The 18,501-nt window shown below is 52.6% G+C and carries 13 protein-coding genes; 9 read left to right on the forward strand and 4 right to left on the reverse strand.

From position 1 onward, the window contains the following. Positions 1 to 9: 9 nt before the first annotated feature. Positions 10 to 1,161, forward strand: coding sequence for an MFS transporter (locus AC6I8W_RS07235; RefSeq protein WP_497837562.1), 1,152 nt, complete (start codon positions 10 to 12; stop codon positions 1,159 to 1,161). Between the two features lie 28 nt (positions 1,162 to 1,189). On the opposite strand, the gene pflA is transcribed toward AC6I8W_RS07235, so the two are convergent. The 4 genes from pflA to ycaO form a co-directional block, all read right to left on the reverse strand. Further along, positions 1,190 to 1,930 (reverse strand): pyruvate formate lyase 1-activating protein, encoded by a 741-nt coding sequence (gene pflA, locus AC6I8W_RS07240; protein ID WP_497837563.1) that lies wholly within the window; start codon positions 1,928 to 1,930, stop codon positions 1,190 to 1,192. Positions 1,931 to 2,085: 155 nt separating this feature from the next. Next, positions 2,086 to 4,371: a formate C-acetyltransferase gene (pflB, locus tag AC6I8W_RS07245; RefSeq protein ID WP_497837564.1), complete on the reverse strand. Its 2,286-nt coding sequence runs from the start codon at positions 4,369 to 4,371 to the stop codon at positions 2,086 to 2,088. Positions 4,372 to 4,444: 73 nt separating this feature from the next. Further along, on the reverse strand, positions 4,445 to 5,305 hold the full coding sequence (focA, locus tag AC6I8W_RS07250; protein ID WP_497837565.1) for a formate transporter FocA: 861 nt from the start codon (positions 5,303 to 5,305) through the stop codon (positions 4,445 to 4,447). A 351-nt stretch (positions 5,306 to 5,656) separates the two neighbouring features. Continuing rightward, positions 5,657 to 7,420, reverse strand: coding sequence for a 30S ribosomal protein S12 methylthiotransferase accessory factor YcaO (ycaO, locus tag AC6I8W_RS07255; RefSeq protein WP_497837566.1), 1,764 nt, complete (start codon positions 7,418 to 7,420; stop codon positions 5,657 to 5,659). Between the two features lie 312 nt (positions 7,421 to 7,732). On the opposite strand from ycaO, the gene serC reads away from it, so the two are divergent. The 8 genes from serC (at position 7,733) to lpxK (ending at position 18,487) form a co-directional block, all read left to right on the forward strand. Then, positions 7,733 to 8,818, forward strand: coding sequence for a 3-phosphoserine/phosphohydroxythreonine transaminase (gene serC, locus AC6I8W_RS07260; protein WP_497837567.1), 1,086 nt, complete (start codon positions 7,733 to 7,735; stop codon positions 8,816 to 8,818). 89 nt (positions 8,819 to 8,907) lie between these two features. Next, the gene (gene aroA, locus AC6I8W_RS07265; protein WP_497837568.1) at positions 8,908 to 10,194 is read left to right on the forward strand and encodes a 3-phosphoshikimate 1-carboxyvinyltransferase; all 1,287 of its coding nucleotides are present in this window, start codon (positions 8,908 to 8,910) and stop codon (positions 10,192 to 10,194) included. Positions 10,195 to 10,395: 201 nt separating this feature from the next. Then, positions 10,396 to 11,076 carry a (d)CMP kinase gene (cmk, locus tag AC6I8W_RS07270; RefSeq protein WP_497837569.1) on the forward strand — a complete coding sequence of 227 codons (681 nt, stop codon included), beginning with the start codon at positions 10,396 to 10,398 and terminating at the stop codon, positions 11,074 to 11,076. A gap of 123 nt (positions 11,077 to 11,199) precedes the next feature. Next, a complete protein-coding gene (rpsA, locus tag AC6I8W_RS07275) occupies positions 11,200 to 12,873 on the forward strand; it encodes a 30S ribosomal protein S1 (RefSeq protein ID WP_013508511.1) in 1,674 nt (557 codons plus the stop codon). 86 nt (positions 12,874 to 12,959) lie between these two features. Further along, a complete protein-coding gene (ihfB, locus tag AC6I8W_RS07280; RefSeq protein WP_013508512.1) occupies positions 12,960 to 13,244 on the forward strand; it encodes an integration host factor subunit beta in 285 nt (94 codons plus the stop codon). A 203-nt stretch (positions 13,245 to 13,447) separates the two neighbouring features. Continuing rightward, entirely contained in the window at positions 13,448 to 15,706 is a 2,259-nt protein-coding gene (locus AC6I8W_RS07285; RefSeq protein ID WP_497837570.1) for a DNA internalization-related competence protein ComEC/Rec2, read from the forward strand. A gap of 34 nt (positions 15,707 to 15,740) precedes the next feature. Then, a complete protein-coding gene (gene msbA / locus AC6I8W_RS07290) occupies positions 15,741 to 17,489 on the forward strand; it encodes a lipid A ABC transporter ATP-binding protein/permease MsbA (protein WP_497837571.1) in 1,749 nt (582 codons plus the stop codon). Continuing rightward, a complete protein-coding gene (gene lpxK / locus AC6I8W_RS07295; RefSeq protein WP_497837572.1) occupies positions 17,486 to 18,487 on the forward strand; it encodes a tetraacyldisaccharide 4'-kinase in 1,002 nt (333 codons plus the stop codon). Before msbA ends, lpxK begins: the two co-directional genes overlap by 4 nt. Positions 18,488 to 18,501: the final 14 nt, after the last annotated feature.

Here is an 18,501-nt window from a genome sequence, read left to right on the forward strand (position 1 = left end):
TTTTTCCCTATGTCAACCTGGTCGCGTCCCGTCCTGCTGCTGCTTTGCGGTTTGCTGCTCCTGACGGTGTCTATCGCTGTGCTTAATACGCTGGTGCCGTTATGGCTGACGCATGATCAACTGCCGACCTGGCAGGTGGGGATGGTCAGTTCATCCTATTATACCGGTAACCTGGCGGGCACGTTGTTGGCTGGCTGGCTCATCACGCATTACGGTTTTAACCGTTGCTATTATCTGGCAACGGTCCTGTTTGCCGTGGCGACAGTGGGGATGGCGCTGTTGGGAGGGTTTTACAGCTGGACACTGCTGCGTTTTATCGCCGGTGTAGGCTGCGCACTGATGTGGGTGGTCGTGGAAAGTGCCTTGCTCTGTAGCGGCACGGTACGCAATCGCGGTCGGTTACTTGCCGCTTACATGATTATTTATTATCTCGGCACCGTCGCCGGGCAACTGCTGGTCAGCCGTGTCTCCACCGAGCTGCTGCATGTTATTCCATGGGTGACGGCGTTGGTACTCTGCGCTGTGTTGCCGGTGGTGTTTGTCCGTGTTAATGCAGGCAGCGCCAGCGAAGAGGCTTCAGCAGGTCGTATCTGGCCGATGCTGCGCCGTCGCAGCTCCCGTTTGGGTATCAATGGCTGCATTATCTCCGGCATTCTGTTGGGTTCACTGTATGGACTGATGCCGCTTTATCTGGCGCATCAGGGGATGAGCGATGCCACGGTAGGTTACTGGATGGCGCTATTGGTGAGTTCAGGAATCGTTGGGCAGTGGCCGGTAGGTCGTCTGGCCGATCGCTTCGGCCGCCTGCTGGTGCTGCGTGTGCAGGTGTTTGTCATTATTCTTGGTGCGATTGCCATGTTGAGTGATGCGGCAATGGCACCCGCCTTATTTGTCCTGGGGCTGGCTGGATTTACGCTCTATCCGGTGGCAATGTCCTGGGCCTGTGAAACGGTTGCGCATCACGAACTGGTGGCGATGAACCAGGCATTGCTGTTCAGCTACACCATTGGCAGCCTGGTGGGGCCAGGCACCACGGCGATGCTGATGCAAAGCTACTCAGATCGTCTGTTGTTTGTGATGATTGCGGTGGTGGCGCTAATTTATCTGGTGATGCTGCTGCGGAAAGCCGACCATCAGGCCACACCTGTGGCGCATGCCTGAAAAAGGGGAGCTTAGACTCCCCTTAGTTTTAATACATAACCTGATGACCATAGCCGGACAGAATGTTTTTCACCCGCTCCATGGTCTCTTTAGTCGGTGGTTTCACACCTTCCAGTTTGTACTCTTCACCCATCGCAATCCATTTATGCTTACCTAATTCGTGGTAAGGCAACAATTCAATCTTCTCGATGTTATCCATATCCTGGGTGAATTCACCAAGCCGATGTACCGAATCATCATCATCGGAATAGCCAGGCACGACGACATAGCGAATCCAGGTGCGGACGCCTTTCTTCTGCAAATAGCGGGCAAAATCCATGGTGCGGTGGTTCGAGACACCCACCAGAATCTGGTGGATATCATCATTGATCTGTTTGAGATCGAGCATCACCAGATCAGTGACTTCCAGTAATTCATCAATAACCGGATCGTAACGGCGCACAAAACCATTGGTGTCGAGGCAGGTATGGATACCTTCAGCACGGCAGGCACGGAACCAGTCGCGCACAAATTCTGCCTGGAGAATAGCCTCACCACCGGACGCGGTCACGCCACCACCCGACGCATTCATAAAGTGACGGTACGACAACACATCTTTCATTAAATCTTCTACCGTGACCTCTTTGCCGCCGTGGGTGTCCCAGGTATCACGGTTGTGGCAGTAAAGGCAGCGCATCAGGCAGCCCTGGAAGAAGGTGATAAAGCGGATTCCCGGGCCGTCAACGGTGCCGCAGGATTCGAAGGAGTGAATACGACCGATGGCTGACATTGCGATGAGTTCTCCAATTTGGCCTGAAATCAGGCGGCACAATCTGTGTCGTGCTCTAAGGTTTAAGTCGGTTTTGCCAGAGAGCCTCGGTTAGCCTTCTGGCAAAACGACCTGGAGAAAAGGCTCCCGCAGGAGCCTTTTTTTAGCGGGACGAATTACAGGGACTTGGTGAAAGTACGGGTAATCACGTCCTGTTGCTGCTCTTTAGTCAGCGAGTTGAAACGCACGGCATAACCTGAAACACGGATGGTCAACTGCGGATATTTTTCCGGGTGATCCATCGCATCCAGCAACATTTCACGGTTCATCACGTTAACGTTCAGATGCTGACCGCCCTCGATATTGTTGGCTTCGTGGTGGAAGTAGCCATCCATCAGACCCGCGAGGTTGGTTTTACGTACGTTGTCATCTTTGCCCAGTGCGTTCGGCACGATGGAGAAGGTATAGGAGATACCATCTTTGGCGTAGGCGAACGGCAGTTTCGCAACTGATGTCAGCGAGGCAACCGCACCTTTCTGGTCACGTCCGTGCATCGGGTTAGCACCCGGACCGAACGGTGCACCAGCGCGACGTCCATCAGGGGTGTTACCGGTTTTCTTACCATAAACCACGTTAGAGGTAATGGTCAGCACTGACTGAGTCGGTACAGCATTGCGATAAGTGGCCAGTTTCTGAATTTTTTTCATGAAACGTTCAACCAGGTCACAAGCCATATCATCGACGCGGGCATCATTGTTACCAAACTGCGGGTACTCGCCTTCGATTTCGAAATCAACCGCCAGACCATCCGCATCACGTACCGGTTTCACTTTGGCATACTTGATCGCTGAGAGTGAGTCAGCGGCCACAGACAGTCCCGCGATACCACAGGCCATAGTACGGTAAACATCACGGTCATGCAGTGCCATCAGCGATGCTTCGTAGCTGTATTTGTCATGCATGTAGTGGATGACATTCAGGGCGGTGACATACTGTTTTGCCAGCCAGTCCATGAAGTGGTCCATACGCGCCATAACGGTATTGAATTCCAGTACGTCATCAGTGATTGGTGCTTCTTTCGGACCAACCTGCATTTTCAGTTTTTCATCAACGCCGCCGTTGATTGCGTACAGCAGGGTTTTCGCCAGGTTGGCACGCGCACCGAAGAACTGCATTTGTTTGCCGATCACCATCGGGCTAACGCAACAGGCGATGGCATAGTCATCGTTGTTGAAGTCAGGACGCATCAGGTCATCGTTTTCATACTGCAGTGATGAGGTATCGATAGAGACTTTTGCCGCATACTTTTTAAAGTTAATCGGCAGTTGTTCTGACCACAGGATGGTCATGTTAGGCTCCGGTGACGGGCCCATGGTGTACAGCGTGTTCAGGAAACGGAAGGTGCTTTTGGTCACCAGGGTACGGCCATCGACACCCATACCCGCCAGAGACTCAGTTGCCCAGATCGGGTCGCCAGAGAACAGCTCATCATATTCCGGGGTACGCAGGAAGCGCACCATGCGCAGTTTCATGACCAGATGGTCAATCAGTTCCTGTGCAGCATCTTCAGTCAGTTTGCCTGCTTTGATGTCACGTTCGATGTAAACGTCAAGGAAGGTAGACACGCGACCAAAGGACATCGCAGCACCGTTCTGTGATTTAACCGCGGCCAGATAGCCGTAGTAGGTCCACTGAACGGCTTCCTGAGCTGTGGTGGCAGGCAGAGAGATATCGTGGCCATATTTTGCCGCCATCTCTTTGATCTGACCCAGCGCACGATGCTGTTCTGAAATCTCTTCACGCAGACGGATAGTGGCTTCCAGATTGACGCCATTTTCCATATCACTTTGCAGTGAGTTGAACTGTGCAACTTTGTCTTTCATCAGGTAGTCGATGCCATACAGCGCGACACGACGATAGTCACCAATGATACGACCACGACCATAGGCATCTGGCAGACCGGTCAACACACCCGATTTACGGCAGCGCAGGATGTCTGGGGTATAGACATCGAACACGCCCTGGTTGTGGGTTTTACGGTAGTCAGTGAAGACTTTTTTCAGAGAGGCATCCAGCTCACGGCCATAAACTTTACAGGAACCTTCCACCATTTTGATGCCGCCAAACGGGATGATGGCACGTTTCAACGGGGCTTCAGTTTGCAGACCGACGATTTTTTCCAGTGACTTGTTGATGTAACCGGCATCGTGTGAAGTGATGGTTGAAGCAAGGTCGGTATCGAAGTCAACCGGGGCGTGAGTACGGTTTTCGATCTTAATGCCTTCCAGCACGTCATCCCACAGTTTAGTGGTTGCCGGGGTAGCACCAGCGAGGAATGACTCGTCGCCTTCATAAGGGGTGTAATTTTTCTGGATGAAATCGCGTACGTTGACATTGTTCTGCCATTCGCCCGCGCTAAATCCTTCCCAGGCTGCCGCCAATTTTTCATTCAGTTCGGTCATGATATACCTGCCTTTATTTAGGGAAACTTTCACGTTTGGCACGCGTTCAGGCGTGCCCGTACTCAATATTTAATTAATGTACCGGGTCATCACCGCGCAGATAGATAACCCAATAGGTCAATCCGACTAACAAGCCACCACCAATAATGTTGCCGATGGTGACGGGAATAAGGTTGTCGACGATAAAGTTACCGACACTGAGCGCCTGGAATTGTGAGGCGCTGGCACCTGCCATTTGCCAGAATTCAGGGCTGGCGAAGTCACGAATGACAATCGCCATCGGAATCAGAAACATGTTGGCGATGCTGTGCTCAAAGCCGCTGGCAACGAACATCGCGACGGGCAGAATCATCGCCACCATTTTGTCGAGCAGGCTGCGGCCGGAGTAGCTCATCCATACCGCCAGACAGACCATCAGGTTGGCGAGGGTGCCGAGGCTCACAGCTTCAATAAAGCTATGGTGCATTTTGTGATCGGCAGTTTGCAGGACGTTTAAACCCCAGGCACCGTTCGCCACCATATGTTCACCAGAGAGCCAAATCAGCACAACAAAAAACAATGCGCCAAGCAGGTTGCCGACATAAACATTCAACCAGTTACGACCCAGTTGCGCCCAGGTGATGCGACCGCTGGCTTTTGCCACCACAATCAGCACGGTGGAGGTAAAAAGGTCGGCACCGCAGACCACGACCAACATTAATCCCAGAGAGAAACAGATGCCGCCAATCAGTTTTGCCATACCGTAGGGCATTGTGCCGCTACCGGTGGTGGCGGTGATATAGAACACAAAAGCGATAGAAATGAATACGCCAGCGGTTATGGCAAGGAAGAAGGTGGTTAAGGGGTGTTTAGTGGCTTTATAAACCCCGGCATCTTCAGCAACCTTTGCCATTGCCGCAGGTAATAATGAATTAAAAGGGTTGTCAGTTTTCACACAACGCTCTCCAGGAATTATCTGGGATTAATACTAACAAAGGAGTATAGGACAGGATTTGATATGGATCATATTTGGCCGGTGGGGTGGGGGTGTCCGGCGCGATTTATAGAGCGAAGTCGAAGTAACTAATTGAATATAATGAATTAAATATTTTTTAATATTTGCAAATATTGTTTAGTCTGCCATCAGGGAAAAGGCAGAAATGTTAACGAATATTGTTAGTTGAACCTGGAATGTTATCTGATATTTATCTGAGAAAGGCAAAACCTCTGACAATAAAAAAAAGCGCTGCGGTTATTCAGCGCTTTTTTGAGCGTTATCCAGCCTTTTACAGCGAAATAAGGGTATTTATTTCGCTAACCAGTAACGGCGCTTGGCAGCCTGTAACTTTTCATAAGCTGCCAGCAGCGACTGATGGGCCGGGAAGGCTTTCAAATCCAGATCCACAGCTTGCAGACCATAGAACGGTGCTTCGCCACTGATGGCAGCAGAGGCAGCTTCAACGGCGGCTTCGCCATACATGCGAACAAACGCACGGTGGTACTGGACCGGATCGCGTTCCTCTTCCATGGCCAGCAACAGCAGGGTTTGCAGGCAACGGTAGTAGTTAGCACGCTCAGCGCTAAAGATGGATTGGTTAAACTCCATCGTCCATTCGGTCCAGATAAGCGCCTGATCGAGGTCACCACCGGCCAGTGCCAGCATGGCTTTCAGCTCGCCAATACGCAGCGTAAACCAGCCGTTGTCTTTGCCCGATGCCAGACCCAACAGTTCGCGAACACGGGTAAAGTCATCGTGCCCTTCTTCATCCAGTTGAGTGATCAGATCCAGATAGGCTTCCGGTTCCCATTGGCTCTCCGGCAGTGCCAGCAGGGTTTCACGCAGCGGCGCGCCCATGTTGTTATTCGCCAGCAGCAAGTCTTCAGCCGGGTAGATATCAGACATGCCAGGCACAATGATACGACAGGCATAGACGCTTAAATGCTCGTAATCGGCGATATACACTTCTTTATCTTCTGCCCGGAAGATGGCCATCAGGGTATCGAACTCGTCGTGGGTGCTGCCAGCAAAGCTCCAGTCAACAAACGGATAGTCGGCATCGTCTTTGAACATATCCCAGGAAATCAGACCGCTTGAATCGATAAAATGGGTTTCCAGGTTGGCATGTTCCGCAACTTCTTCATCATCAAAAGTCGGAGGAGTGAACACGTCGAGATCTTTCAGGCCGCGCCCCTGCAGCAGTTCGGTAACGGTACGCTCCAGCGCCACACCAAAATCAGGATGTGCGCCAAATGAAGCGAAACAGGTGCCGTTCGCCGGGTTGAACAACACCACGCAGATCACCGGATACTTACCACCGAGAGAGGCATCGTAAGCAAAAATCGGGAAACCTTCCGCTTCAAGACGTGCGATGGCTTCAACCACGCCTGGGTAACGTTGCATCACTGCTTCCGGAATTTCCGGTAAGCTGATGGATTCAGCAATGATGCGGTTCTTAATATGGCGTTCGAAAACCTCGGACAGCCCCTGCACACGGGCTTCGTTGGCCGTATTACCCGCTGACATACCATTGGACACATACAGGTTGCCGATAATATTCATTGGGATATAGACCGTCTGCTGGTCAGACTGACGGGTAAAAGGCAGGCCACAGATGCCACGTTCGGCATTGCCGGATTGCAGATCGACCAGGTCAGCTGCACTCAGGCTATCGTCCGGATCATAGAATTTACGCAGACGGGCATCCAGGATCCCTGCTGGCAGGCTGTCATCTTCCGGTATGGCGAACCACTTCTCGTTGGGATAGTGCACAAACTCGCCGTTGGCGATGGACTCACCCAGCCAGAAGTCAGCAAAGAAGTAGTTGGTCGAGAGACGCTCAAAATATTCGCCCAGTGCAGACGCCAGCGCGGCCTTTTTACTGGCACCTTTACCGTTAGTAAAGCACAGCGGGCAGTCACGATCGCGAATATGCACTGACCACACGTGAGGGACCGGGTTCAGCCAGGAGGCTTCTTCGATGTTGAAACCCAAATCCTGCAATTTTTGCTGGAAGCGTGAAATGGAGTCTTCCAGTGCGGCGTCTTTACCGGGAATAAAAGTTTGCGTCATGATGGCGCTCTCTGAGTCAATGGGGTGGGCGTAAAGCGCGCAATAATACGGGTTTTACGCGAAATTCGCCATGAAGATGATGAAGTTTCTCTCTCTTATGTTACGGGGGTTTATCCGTCTGGCGGCAATCTGATTTTACTTCGCAGATAAACCTCACAAAATTCCATTGCCGATTACATTTATGACATAAGCTGCGGTGGTGCTGGCTCTGGAAATGTGATCACGGCTGGATAAATGATTGCAGCCATCCAGAGGCAATGATAAAACCGGTAGGGTATTCATAACCGTTCGATATGACAGTGGTGAGGGGAAATGACGCAGGTTTATAATTTTAGCTCCGGTCCAGCGATGCTACCGGTTGAAGTGCTCCGTCGTGCAGAACAAGAACTGACAAACTGGCACGGGTTAGGCACCTCGGTGATGGAAATCAGTCACCGTAGTAAAGAATTTATTCAGGTAGCGGAAGAGGCTGAGAAAGACTTTCGCGATCTGCTGAAAATCCCCGCCAATTACAAAGTTTTATTCTGTCATGGTGGCGCGCGTGCACAGTTTGCCGCTATCCCTGGTAACTTGCTGGGTGCGGCCAAAAGCGCCGATTACATTGATGGCGGCTACTGGGCGCACAGTGCGATCAAAGAAGCGGAAAAATACTGCTCGCCAAATACCATCGACGTAAAAACCACCCGTGATGGCAAGCGCGCGATTCTGCCGATGCGTGAATGGCAACTGAGTAATGATGCGGCCTACGTACATTTTTGCCCGAACGAAACCATTGATGGCATCGCGATTGATGAGCAACCTGACTTTGGCGACAAAGTAGTGGTGGCTGACTATTCGTCAACCATTCTGTCGCGTCCAATTGATGTCAGCCGTTATGGTGTGATCTATGCGGGTGCACAGAAAAATATCGGCCCGGCTGGCCTGACGCTGGTTATCGTGCGTGAAGATCTGCTGGGCAAAGCGCACAGCTATGTGCCGTCTATCCTCGATTACAAGGTACTGGCAGAGAACGATTCCATGTTCAATACCCCGCCAACTTTCGCCTGGTATCTCTCTGGTCTGGTCTTTAAATGGCTGAAAGAGAAAGGGGGCGTAGCTGAAATGGACAAGCAGAATCAGGCTAAGGCTGATCTGCTTTATGGTGTAATTGATCACAGCGACTTCTATCGTAACGACGTTGCGGCGGAAAACCGTTCACGCATGAACATCCCTTTCCAGTTGGCAGATGCGGCGCTGGACAAAGTGTTCCTCGACGAATCGCTGAAAGCTGGCCTGCATGCGCTGAAAGGGCATCGCGTGGTTGGCGGTATGCGCGCCTCGATTTACAATGCGATGCCGCTGGAAGGTGTTAAGACCCTGACCGATTTCATGGTCGATTTTGAGCGTCGCCACGGTTAATTATTCATAAATGCCAGTCTGACTGAGGCTGGTGCCAGACCCCGTTGTTTTCAAGCGGGGTCTCTTCTTTTCTGGAGATTGAGTTTCACATGCAGGACTCCCTGACTCTACAACCGATTGCGCGTGTTGATGGCACGGTAAACTTACCGGGTTCCAAGAGCGTATCTAACCGTGCACTGCTGCTGGCTGCATTAGCAAAAGGCACCACACGTCTGACCAACTTGCTGGATAGCGATGATGTTAAGCATATGCTCAACGCGCTGAAAGCGCTGGGCGTGAGCTACACGCTTTCTGCTGATCGTACGGTCTGTGAGGTGATCGGTAATGCTGGCCCGCTGCATTCAGAGCAACCTCTGGAGCTGTTTTTGGGGAATGCCGGTACGGCCATGCGCCCGCTGGCTGCCGCACTGTGCCTTGGGCAGCAATCTATCGTGCTGACCGGTGAGCCGCGTATGAAAGAACGTCCAATTGGACATCTGGTTGATGCACTGCGTCAGGGCGGAGCAAAAATCGATTATCTGGAACAGACGGACTACCCGCCCTTACTGCTCAAAGGGGGCTTTACTGGCGGTGATGTAAGCGTTGACGGCAGCGTTTCCAGCCAGTTTCTGACTGCGTTATTAATGACGGCGCCTTTAGCTCAACAGGACACCACCATCACTATCAAAGGTGATCTGGTATCAAAGCCTTACATTGATATCACCTTGCACCTGATGCGTTGTTTCGGGGTTGAAGTTGATAATCAGAATTACCAACGTTTTGTCGTCAAAGGGCAGCAGCAGTATCAGTCGCCGGGTGATTACCTGGTGGAAGGTGATGCTTCTTCCGCATCCTATTTCCTGGCGGCAGCGGCGATTAAAGGCGGCACTGTGCGTGTTACGGGTATTGGTCGTAACAGTGTGCAAGGCGATATTCGTTTTGCGGACGTGCTGGAAAAAATGGGGGCTATTGTTGAATGGGGTGTTGATTACATTGCCTGTACTCGCGGTTCTCTGAATGCTATCGATATGGATATGAACCATATCCCTGATGCCGCAATGACGATTGCGACCACGGCATTGTTTGCCAACGGCACCACCCTGATGCGCAACATCTATAACTGGCGAGTAAAAGAGACTGACCGTCTGGCCGCCATGGCGACTGAACTGCGCAAAGTCGGTGCAGAGGTCGAAGAAGGGCACGATTTCATTCGTATCACACCGCCTGCACAGCTACAGCATGCGGATATCGGCACCTACAACGACCACCGTATGGCGATGTGTTTCTCGCTGGTGGCACTGTCAGACACGGCAGTGACGATCCTTGATCCAGGCTGTACCGCGAAAACCTTCCCTGACTATTTTCAGCAACTGGCAAAAATCAGCCACGCTTCCTGATACTTACACCCGGCGGCCTGCTGCGCCGGGTGTCTTTACTTTCCACTGGCCTTAAGTTTCCGGAAATTCCTCCGATTCTGTCCAAATTTATAACGCTGTCTGCGCTAAGGGGTAACGAACCCGGCGCGGTCAGCGTATAATGCTGCGCAATCTACACAGCCATGCCGGCTGAAAATACGCATTCAGCAACAGGAGAAAACAATGACGGCAATCGCCTCGGTTATTACCATCGATGGGCCAAGTGGTGCAGGGAAGGGAACCTTGTGTAAAGCGATGGCTGAGTCGTTGCAGTGGCACTTGCTGGATTCTGGCGCGATTTACCGTGTCCTTGCCTTGGCTGCGATCCATCATCAGGTGGATATCGAGTCGGAAGAGGCTTTAGTTCCGATGGCTGCCCACCTCGACGTGCGTTTTCTTTCCGTCGAAGGTGAGATGCAGGTCATTCTGGAAGGTGAAGACGTTACCGGCGAAATCCGTACTCAGGATGTGAGCAACACGGCATCACGTGTGGCGGCATTCCCTCGGGTTCGTGAAGCGTTGTTGCGTCGTCAACGAGCTTTTCGCGAGGAGCCGGGTTTAATTGCCGATGGCCGCGATATGGGGACGGTGGTTTTCCCCGATGCACCAGTAAAAATCTTCCTGGATGCCAGTTCCGAAGAGCGTGCTCATCGCCGTATGCTACAGTTGCAGGAGAAGGGCTTTAGTGTTAACTTTGATCGCCTTTTAGCCGAGATACAGGAACGCGATGACCGCGATCGTAACCGCGCTATCGCCCCTTTAGTGCCTGCTTCTGATGCTCTGGTGCTGGATTCAACCAGTATGTCCATTGAGCAAGTCATTGAAATAGCACTTGATTATGCCCGCCAAAAGCTGGGCATTTAATATTTTCGGCAACCGTATTGCTGTAACCCTGTACCATGGATCCGGTGCCGGGCATGTGAAACAACCCCATCCGACAATGACGTCAGGTGGACGTTAAATTGAAGAATCCTGAAGATTATCAATATGACTGAATCTTTTGCTCAACTCTTTGAAGAGTCCCTGAAAGAAATCGAAACCCGTCCGGGTTCCATCGTTCGTGGCGTCGTTGTTGCTATCGACAAAGACGTAGTTCTGGTTGATGCGGGTCTGAAATCTGAATCTGCAATTCCTGCAGAGCAGTTCAAGAACGCAGCTGGCGAACTGGAAATCCAGGTGGGCGACGAAGTTGACGTTGCTCTGGACGCAGTAGAAGACGGCTTCGGTGAAACCCTGCTGTCCCGTGAGAAAGCTAAACGTCACGAAGCTTGGATCACGCTGGAAAAAGCTTACGAAGATGCTGAAACTGTTACCGGTGTTATCAACGGCAAAGTTAAAGGTGGCTTCACAGTTGAGCTGAATGGTATTCGTGCGTTCCTGCCAGGTTCACTGGTAGACGTGCGTCCGGTTCGCGACACTCTGCACCTGGAAGGCAAAGAGCTTGAATTCAAAGTAATCAAGCTTGATCAGAAGCGTAACAACGTAGTGGTTTCTCGCCGCGCAGTTATCGAATCTGAAAACAGCGCTGAGCGTGATCAGCTGCTGGAAAACCTGCAGGAAGGCATGGAAGTCAAAGGTATCGTTAAGAACCTCACTGACTACGGCGCATTCGTGGACCTGGGCGGCGTTGACGGCCTGCTGCACATCACTGACATGGCCTGGAAGCGCGTTAAGCATCCGAGCGAAATCGTCAATGTGGGCGACGAAATCACTGTTAAAGTGCTGAAGTTCGACCGCGAGCGTACCCGTGTGTCTCTGGGCCTGAAACAGCTGGGCGAAGATCCGTGGGTAGCTATCGCTAAACGCTATCCGGAAGGCACCAAGCTGACCGGTCGTGTAACCAACCTGACTGATTACGGCTGCTTCGTAGAAATCGAAGAAGGCGTTGAAGGTCTGGTACACGTTTCTGAAATGGACTGGACCAACAAAAACATCCACCCGTCTAAAGTTGTTAACGTGGGCGACGTGGTTGAAGTTATGGTTCTGGACATCGACGAAGAGCGTCGTCGTATCTCCCTGGGTCTGAAGCAGTGCAAATCTAACCCGTGGCAGCAGTTCGCAGAGACCCACAACAAAGGCGATCGCGTTGAAGGTAAAATCAAGTCAATCACTGACTTTGGTATCTTCATCGGCCTGGACGGTGGCATCGATGGTCTGGTTCACCTGTCTGACATCTCCTGGAACGCGACTGGCGAAGAAGCCGTTCGTGAGTACAAAAAAGGCGACGAAATCGCTGCCGTTGTACTGCAGGTTGATGCAGAGCGTGAGCGCATCTCTCTGGGTGTGAAACAGTTGGCTGAAGATCCGTTCAACAACTACATCACCGTGAACAAGAAAGGCGCTATCGTGACTGGTAAAGTCACTGCAGTTGACGCGAAAGGTGCTACAGTAGAATTAGCTGATGGCGTAGAAGGTTACCTGCGCGCTTCTGAAGCTTCACTGGACCGTATCGAAGACGCAACTCTGGTTCTGAGTGTTGGTGACGACGTTGAAGCTAAATTCACCGGCGTTGACCGTAAGAACCGCGTTGTAAGTCTGTCTGTCCGTGCGAAAGACCAGGCTGATGAGAAAGAAGCTATCAACACTGTTAACACCAAACAGGAAGAAGGCAACTTCTCTAACGCTATGGCTGAAGCGTTCAAAGCGGCTAAAGGCGAGTAATCGACCCGAAGCACCGGGCGGCGTAAGCTGCCCGGTTTCGGTAAAAGCTGTCATACCTTTCCAAACAGGGATTAACCGGAGGTTACATGACCAAGTCAGAACTGATTGAAAGACTTGCTGGCCAGCAGACTCATATTCCGGCGAAAGTCGTTGAGGATGCGGTTAAAGAGATGCTCGAGCATATGGCCACAACGTTGGCACAAGGCGAGCGCATTGAAATCCGGGGATTCGGCAGCTTTTCTTTGCACTACCGCGCACCGCGCACCGGACGTAACCCGAAAACGGGTGACAAAGTGGATCTGGAAGGTAAATACGTTCCCCACTTTAAGCCGGGCAAAGAATTGCGTGACCGTGCGAATATTTACGGCTAAGCCGTTACCGAACATCGAAAACGACACCTCAGGGTGTCGTTTTTTTTTGCCTGATGTGACGGCAGTGAGCGCGTTCCAGAATAACTGTAATCATGATGCAACAGCCTGATTATCTCTGGAGCTGCCTCCGGAATCATTAATTATGCGCACAAGGATCCTTATCGCCTCTGGCACACTCTTCTTTCCTTGCCCGGAGAAGAAAGATGCAGATGACATGGATAGTTGTGGCGCGATTAATGATCCTGGCGGCGCTGCCCTTAGGCGTGATGCCGGAGTTGCCAGGCAATGGTACCCTGATGGCGATGGGTGCCGCCGCGCTATTGCTACGTCTGCAATCCCTCTCTTCGTTTCGTCTCACCGGACTTACTCTGTTGCTGATGTTATGGGCGTTGGCCGAGGCCCGGCAAATGATCAGCAGCATTGACCAACTCACTCAGGCACCGATCAACGCCAGCGTGCGGATAACCGATGTCCGTCAGGATAATAAACAGCTGACGGTTCAGCTGATGCAAATTAATGGGCGATATCAGTTTCCACCTCTGTTTGCCACGTTGAACCACAACGGAGAAGGGGAGCCATTCTGTAGCGGGCAACGCTGGCAGATGCAACTGCGCGTACGCGCCGTGCATGCACGACTCAACGAAGGGGAGTTTGATGCACAACGCTTTGCCCTGGCACAACACAAGCCTTTACAAGGTGTGATTGCAGCACGTCAGGTGGTGAATCCTGCCTGTAGTTGGCGCTCGCGCCTGATCCATCATCACCTGCCTGCATTCGCTGAGATGCAAGCACCGGCGATTGTCCAGGCGCTGGCTTTTGGTATGCGAGAATCAATGACGGAAGATCAGCGGCGTATCTTACGCGAGACGGGCACAGCGCATCTGATGGCGATTTCTGGGATGCATATCGCGCTGGCAGCCAGTGTCGGCTGGTTATTTACCCGAATGCTGCAAAGATTCTTCCCCGCGAGGAGGATTAATTACCTGCTTCCGCTGATGGCCAGTTGGTGCACTGCCGCGATTTATTGCTGGATTTCCGGCAGCCATCCCCCTGCACAGCGTGCCATGCTGGCTCTGACGTTGTGGGTAATATTACGCATTGCGGGCTGGCAGTTGAGTGGCTGGCAGGTCTGGACGTTATGCGTTGGCTTGTTGCTGGCGCTGGACCCGCTCACGGTTTTATCCGAGAGTTTTTGGTTATCCGCCTTAGCGGTGGCGGTGCTGCTTATCTGGTATCAATGGTTTGCTCTACCGGCAAGATTTCGCAACAGACGTCGCTGGTTGGTGTTGCAACTGCTGCACTTACAGTTGGGGATGATGTTGCTGATGGCTCCACTACAAATTTTTCTGTTTCAGGGTATTAGCCTCAGTGCATTAGCGGCCAATCTACTGGCCGTTCCGGTGGTTTCATTTATTACGGTGCCGCTGATATTGCTGGCGATGATGATGCCAGTGGCGTCGCTTGCTAGCGGATTATGGTGGCTGGCGGATCAGTCAGTCCACCGAGTGATGCAACTGCTGGCATCATTTCCCGCAGGCTGGTTGCCGTGGAGTGACGCACTACCCGCGATGCTGTTGCTGTGGGGCGGGGTGTTTGCCTGGCGTAGTGGTGTCGTCTATCGTGCACCGCTGCAATGTTGCAGCATCGCCATCGCCCTGTTGCTATGGCGCGTCAGTGAACCGCCGGATGACTGGCAAATAGATATGATCGATATCGGGCATGGGCTGGCGATCGTTATCACGCAGGGTGATGAAGCGGTGTTATATGACACCGGTCCGCGCTGGACACATGGCGATGCAGGCAGTCGTGTCATCCTGCCCTGGTTACAGCGCAAAAACAGAAGATTGAACACGATAATTTTAAGTCACAAGCATCTGGATCATCGCGGTGGGTTGGCGTCGATTATTGTGGCTCATCCCGCCACGCCAATACGAAGTGCACTAGCTGAGGCCAATCATCTGCCTTGTTATCAGGGAGAGGTATGGTACTGGGGGAAACTGCGCTTTCGCGCATTATGGCCACCACGCGCTGCCAACAGCGGAGAAAATAATGATTCCTGCGTGGTACGCGTCGATGATGGCAAAGTGAGTTTGTTATTGACGGGTGATATTGAACTGGACGCTGAAAGGAAGCTGGTCGCCCAACAGAAGCAGGCTCTGAACTCAACTATTTTACAGGTGCCCCATCATGGCAGCCGAACCTCATCCAGCGCGTTGCTGCTGCGTAATGTCTCCGGCGAGGTCGCGATAGCCTCAGTGGCGCGCTATAACGCCTGGCGGATGCCAGCGAAGGCAGTGCTTAGCGGCTATCATCAGTATGGCTATCACTGGCATGATACCGCCCAATCAGGGCAGATCCATATCGGGATTCGTGCAGGTCATTGGCAGATAAAGGGGTTAAGAGAACAAATAATGCCCCGCTGGTATCATCAGTGGTTTGGCGTCAAACGTGAATCCAGGTAGAATGAGCGGCTATTTCAAACAGCGTGACTAAATAATGCAACAAGACAAAGATCTCTCAACGTGGCAGACATTTCGCCGACTCTGGCCGATGATTGCGCCTCACAAAGCTGGCTTATTTGTGTCTGCTGTGGCGCTGATACTCAATGCGGCAGGCGACACCTTAATGCTCTCCCTGTTGAAACCTTTACTGGATGACGGCTTCGGTAAGGCTGACAAATCCGTACTGTTGTGGATGCCGCTGGCGGTGATTGGTTTGATGCTAATGCGCGGGATAACCAGTTATATTTCAAGCTATTGCATATCCTGGGTTTCCGGCAACGTGGTGATGAACATGCGTCGGCGTCTGTTCAGTCACATGATGGGCATGCCAGTGGCCTTCTTTGATCAACAGTCGACAGGCACGCTGCTGTCCCGTATCACGTATGACTCAGAGCAGGTCGCTTCATCGTCCTCAAGCGCGCTGGTCACGGTGGTGCGTGAAGGTGCATCCATCATTGGCCTGTTTATCATGATGTTCTACTACAGCTGGCAGCTGTCGTTGATTCTGATTGTCCTGGCCCCGATTGTTTCATTTGCGATTCGTAACGTCTCCAAACGCTTCCGTAATATCAGCAAAACCATGCAGAACACCATGGGGCAAGTGACCACCAGCGCCGAACAGATGCTGAAAGGTCACAAAGAAGTGCTGATTTTCGGCGGCCAGGAAGTGGAATCCGAGCGTTTCGCGCGCGTCAGCAACCGGATGCGTCAGCAGGGTATGAAGCTGGTCTCGGCTTCGTCTATTTCTGATCCGGTGATTCAGCTGATCGCTTCTCTGGCACTGGCTTTTGTGTTGTATGCCGCCAGCTTCCCGAGCGTGATGGATACGCTGACTGCTGGCACCATCACGGTGGTGTTCTCCTCGATGATCGCCCTGATGCGTCCCCTGAAGTCACTGACCAACGTCAACGCGCAGTTCCAGCGTGGTATGGCGGCGTGTCAGACCCTGTTCAGCATTCTGGATAGTGAGCAGGAGAATGACAACGGTACGCGTCAGATGGAGCGTGCGAAAGGTGATGTTGAGTTCCGTAACGTGACCTTTACCTACCCTGGCCGTGATATCCCAGCGTTACGCGATATTAATCTGACCCTGCCGGCAGGCAAAACCGTGGCGCTGGTTGGCCGCTCGGGTTCGGGTAAATCAACGATGGCGAGTCTTCTGACCCGTTTTTACGATATCCAACAGGGCGAGATCCTGCTGGACGGACACGATTTACGTGAATACACCCTGAGTTCGTTACGTAATCAGGTGGCACTGGTGTCGCAGAATGTGCACCTGTTCAACGACACCATCGCCAACAACATCGCTTATGCACGCAAAGAGCAGTACAGCCGTGAAGAGATTGAGCGGGCGGCGACCATGGCACACGCGATGGACTTCATCAAAAAAATGGATAACGGTCTCGATACCGTGATTGGCGAAAATGGTGTATTGCTCTCCGGCGGTCAGCGTCAGCGTATTGCCATTGCCCGTGCTTTGCTGCGTGATTGCCCGATCCTGATCCTCGATGAAGCAACCTCCGCGCTGGATACCGAATCGGAGCGTGCGATTCAGTCTGCACTGGATGAGTTGCAGAAAAACCGCACCTCGCTGGTGATCGCGCACCGCCTCTCGACCATCGAGAAAGCCGATGAGATCGTGGTAGTTGAGGATGGTCGTATCATTGAACGTGGTACACATGACGTCCTGCTGGCGGAGAGAGGTGCCTACGCACAGCTTCACAAATTGCAGTTTGGCCAATGATTGAGCGCATCTGGAGTGGACGTTCGCCGCTATGGCTGCTGTTATGGCCGCTCAGTCTGCTCTATGGGGCGGTCAGCTGGCTGATTCGCCTCAGTTTCCAGCGTGGCTGGCGTAAAAGCTGGCGCGCGCCCTGTCCGGTGATTGTGGTGGGTAACCTCACCGCTGGTGGTAACGGCAAAACGCCGGTGGTCATCTGGTTGGTACAGGCGTTGCAACAACGCGGCCTACGTGCGGGGGTGGTGTCGCGTGGCTATGGTGGTAAGGCAGAACGCTATCCACTGTTGGTCGACGCTGAAACTTCTACGGAACTGGCGGGTGATGAGCCGGTTTTGATTGCACAGCGGACTGGCGCGCCGGTCGCGGTTGCTCCTCAACGCCGCATTGCTGTCGAGGCGTTATTGTCCCGACAGCCACTGGATGTGATCATCACCGACGATGGGTTACAACACTACGCCCTGCAACGTGACCGAGAAGTGGTGGTGGTGGATGGTGTGCGTCGCTTTGGCAATGGCTGGTGGTTACCTGCCGGACCGATGCGGGAACGCGCCTCACGCCTCGAACAGGTCGATGCCGTCATTGTTAACGGTGGTGAGGCCAAAGGCCGGGAAATCGCCATGACGTTACAACCCGGCATGGCGATCAATCTGGTTACCGGGCAACGTGCCACTCTGGCGCAGTTACCGTCAGTGATCGCGATGGCCGGCATCGGGCATCCACCTCGTTTCTTCACTACCCTGAAACAGCAAGGGCTACAGCCCGTCGCTGAAATCGCTTTTGCTGACCATCACGCTTATAGCGCAACCGAATTAAGTAGCCTGACACAGCCGGGCCAGTGCTTGCTGATGACGGAAAAAGACGCGGTCAAATGCCGCGCTTTCGCACGTGAAAACTGGTGGTATTTGCCTGTTGATGCGCATCTGGCAGGCGCATCCTTACCTGCGTTGTTGGAAGACATCACGCAACTTTGCCTCAGCGCCCGCGACACACACTTGCGCTAACCTTAGAGGGAAAC

The sequence above is a fragment of the Pantoea sp. X-Soil-TKNS-1211 genome (genome assembly GCF_059730495.1).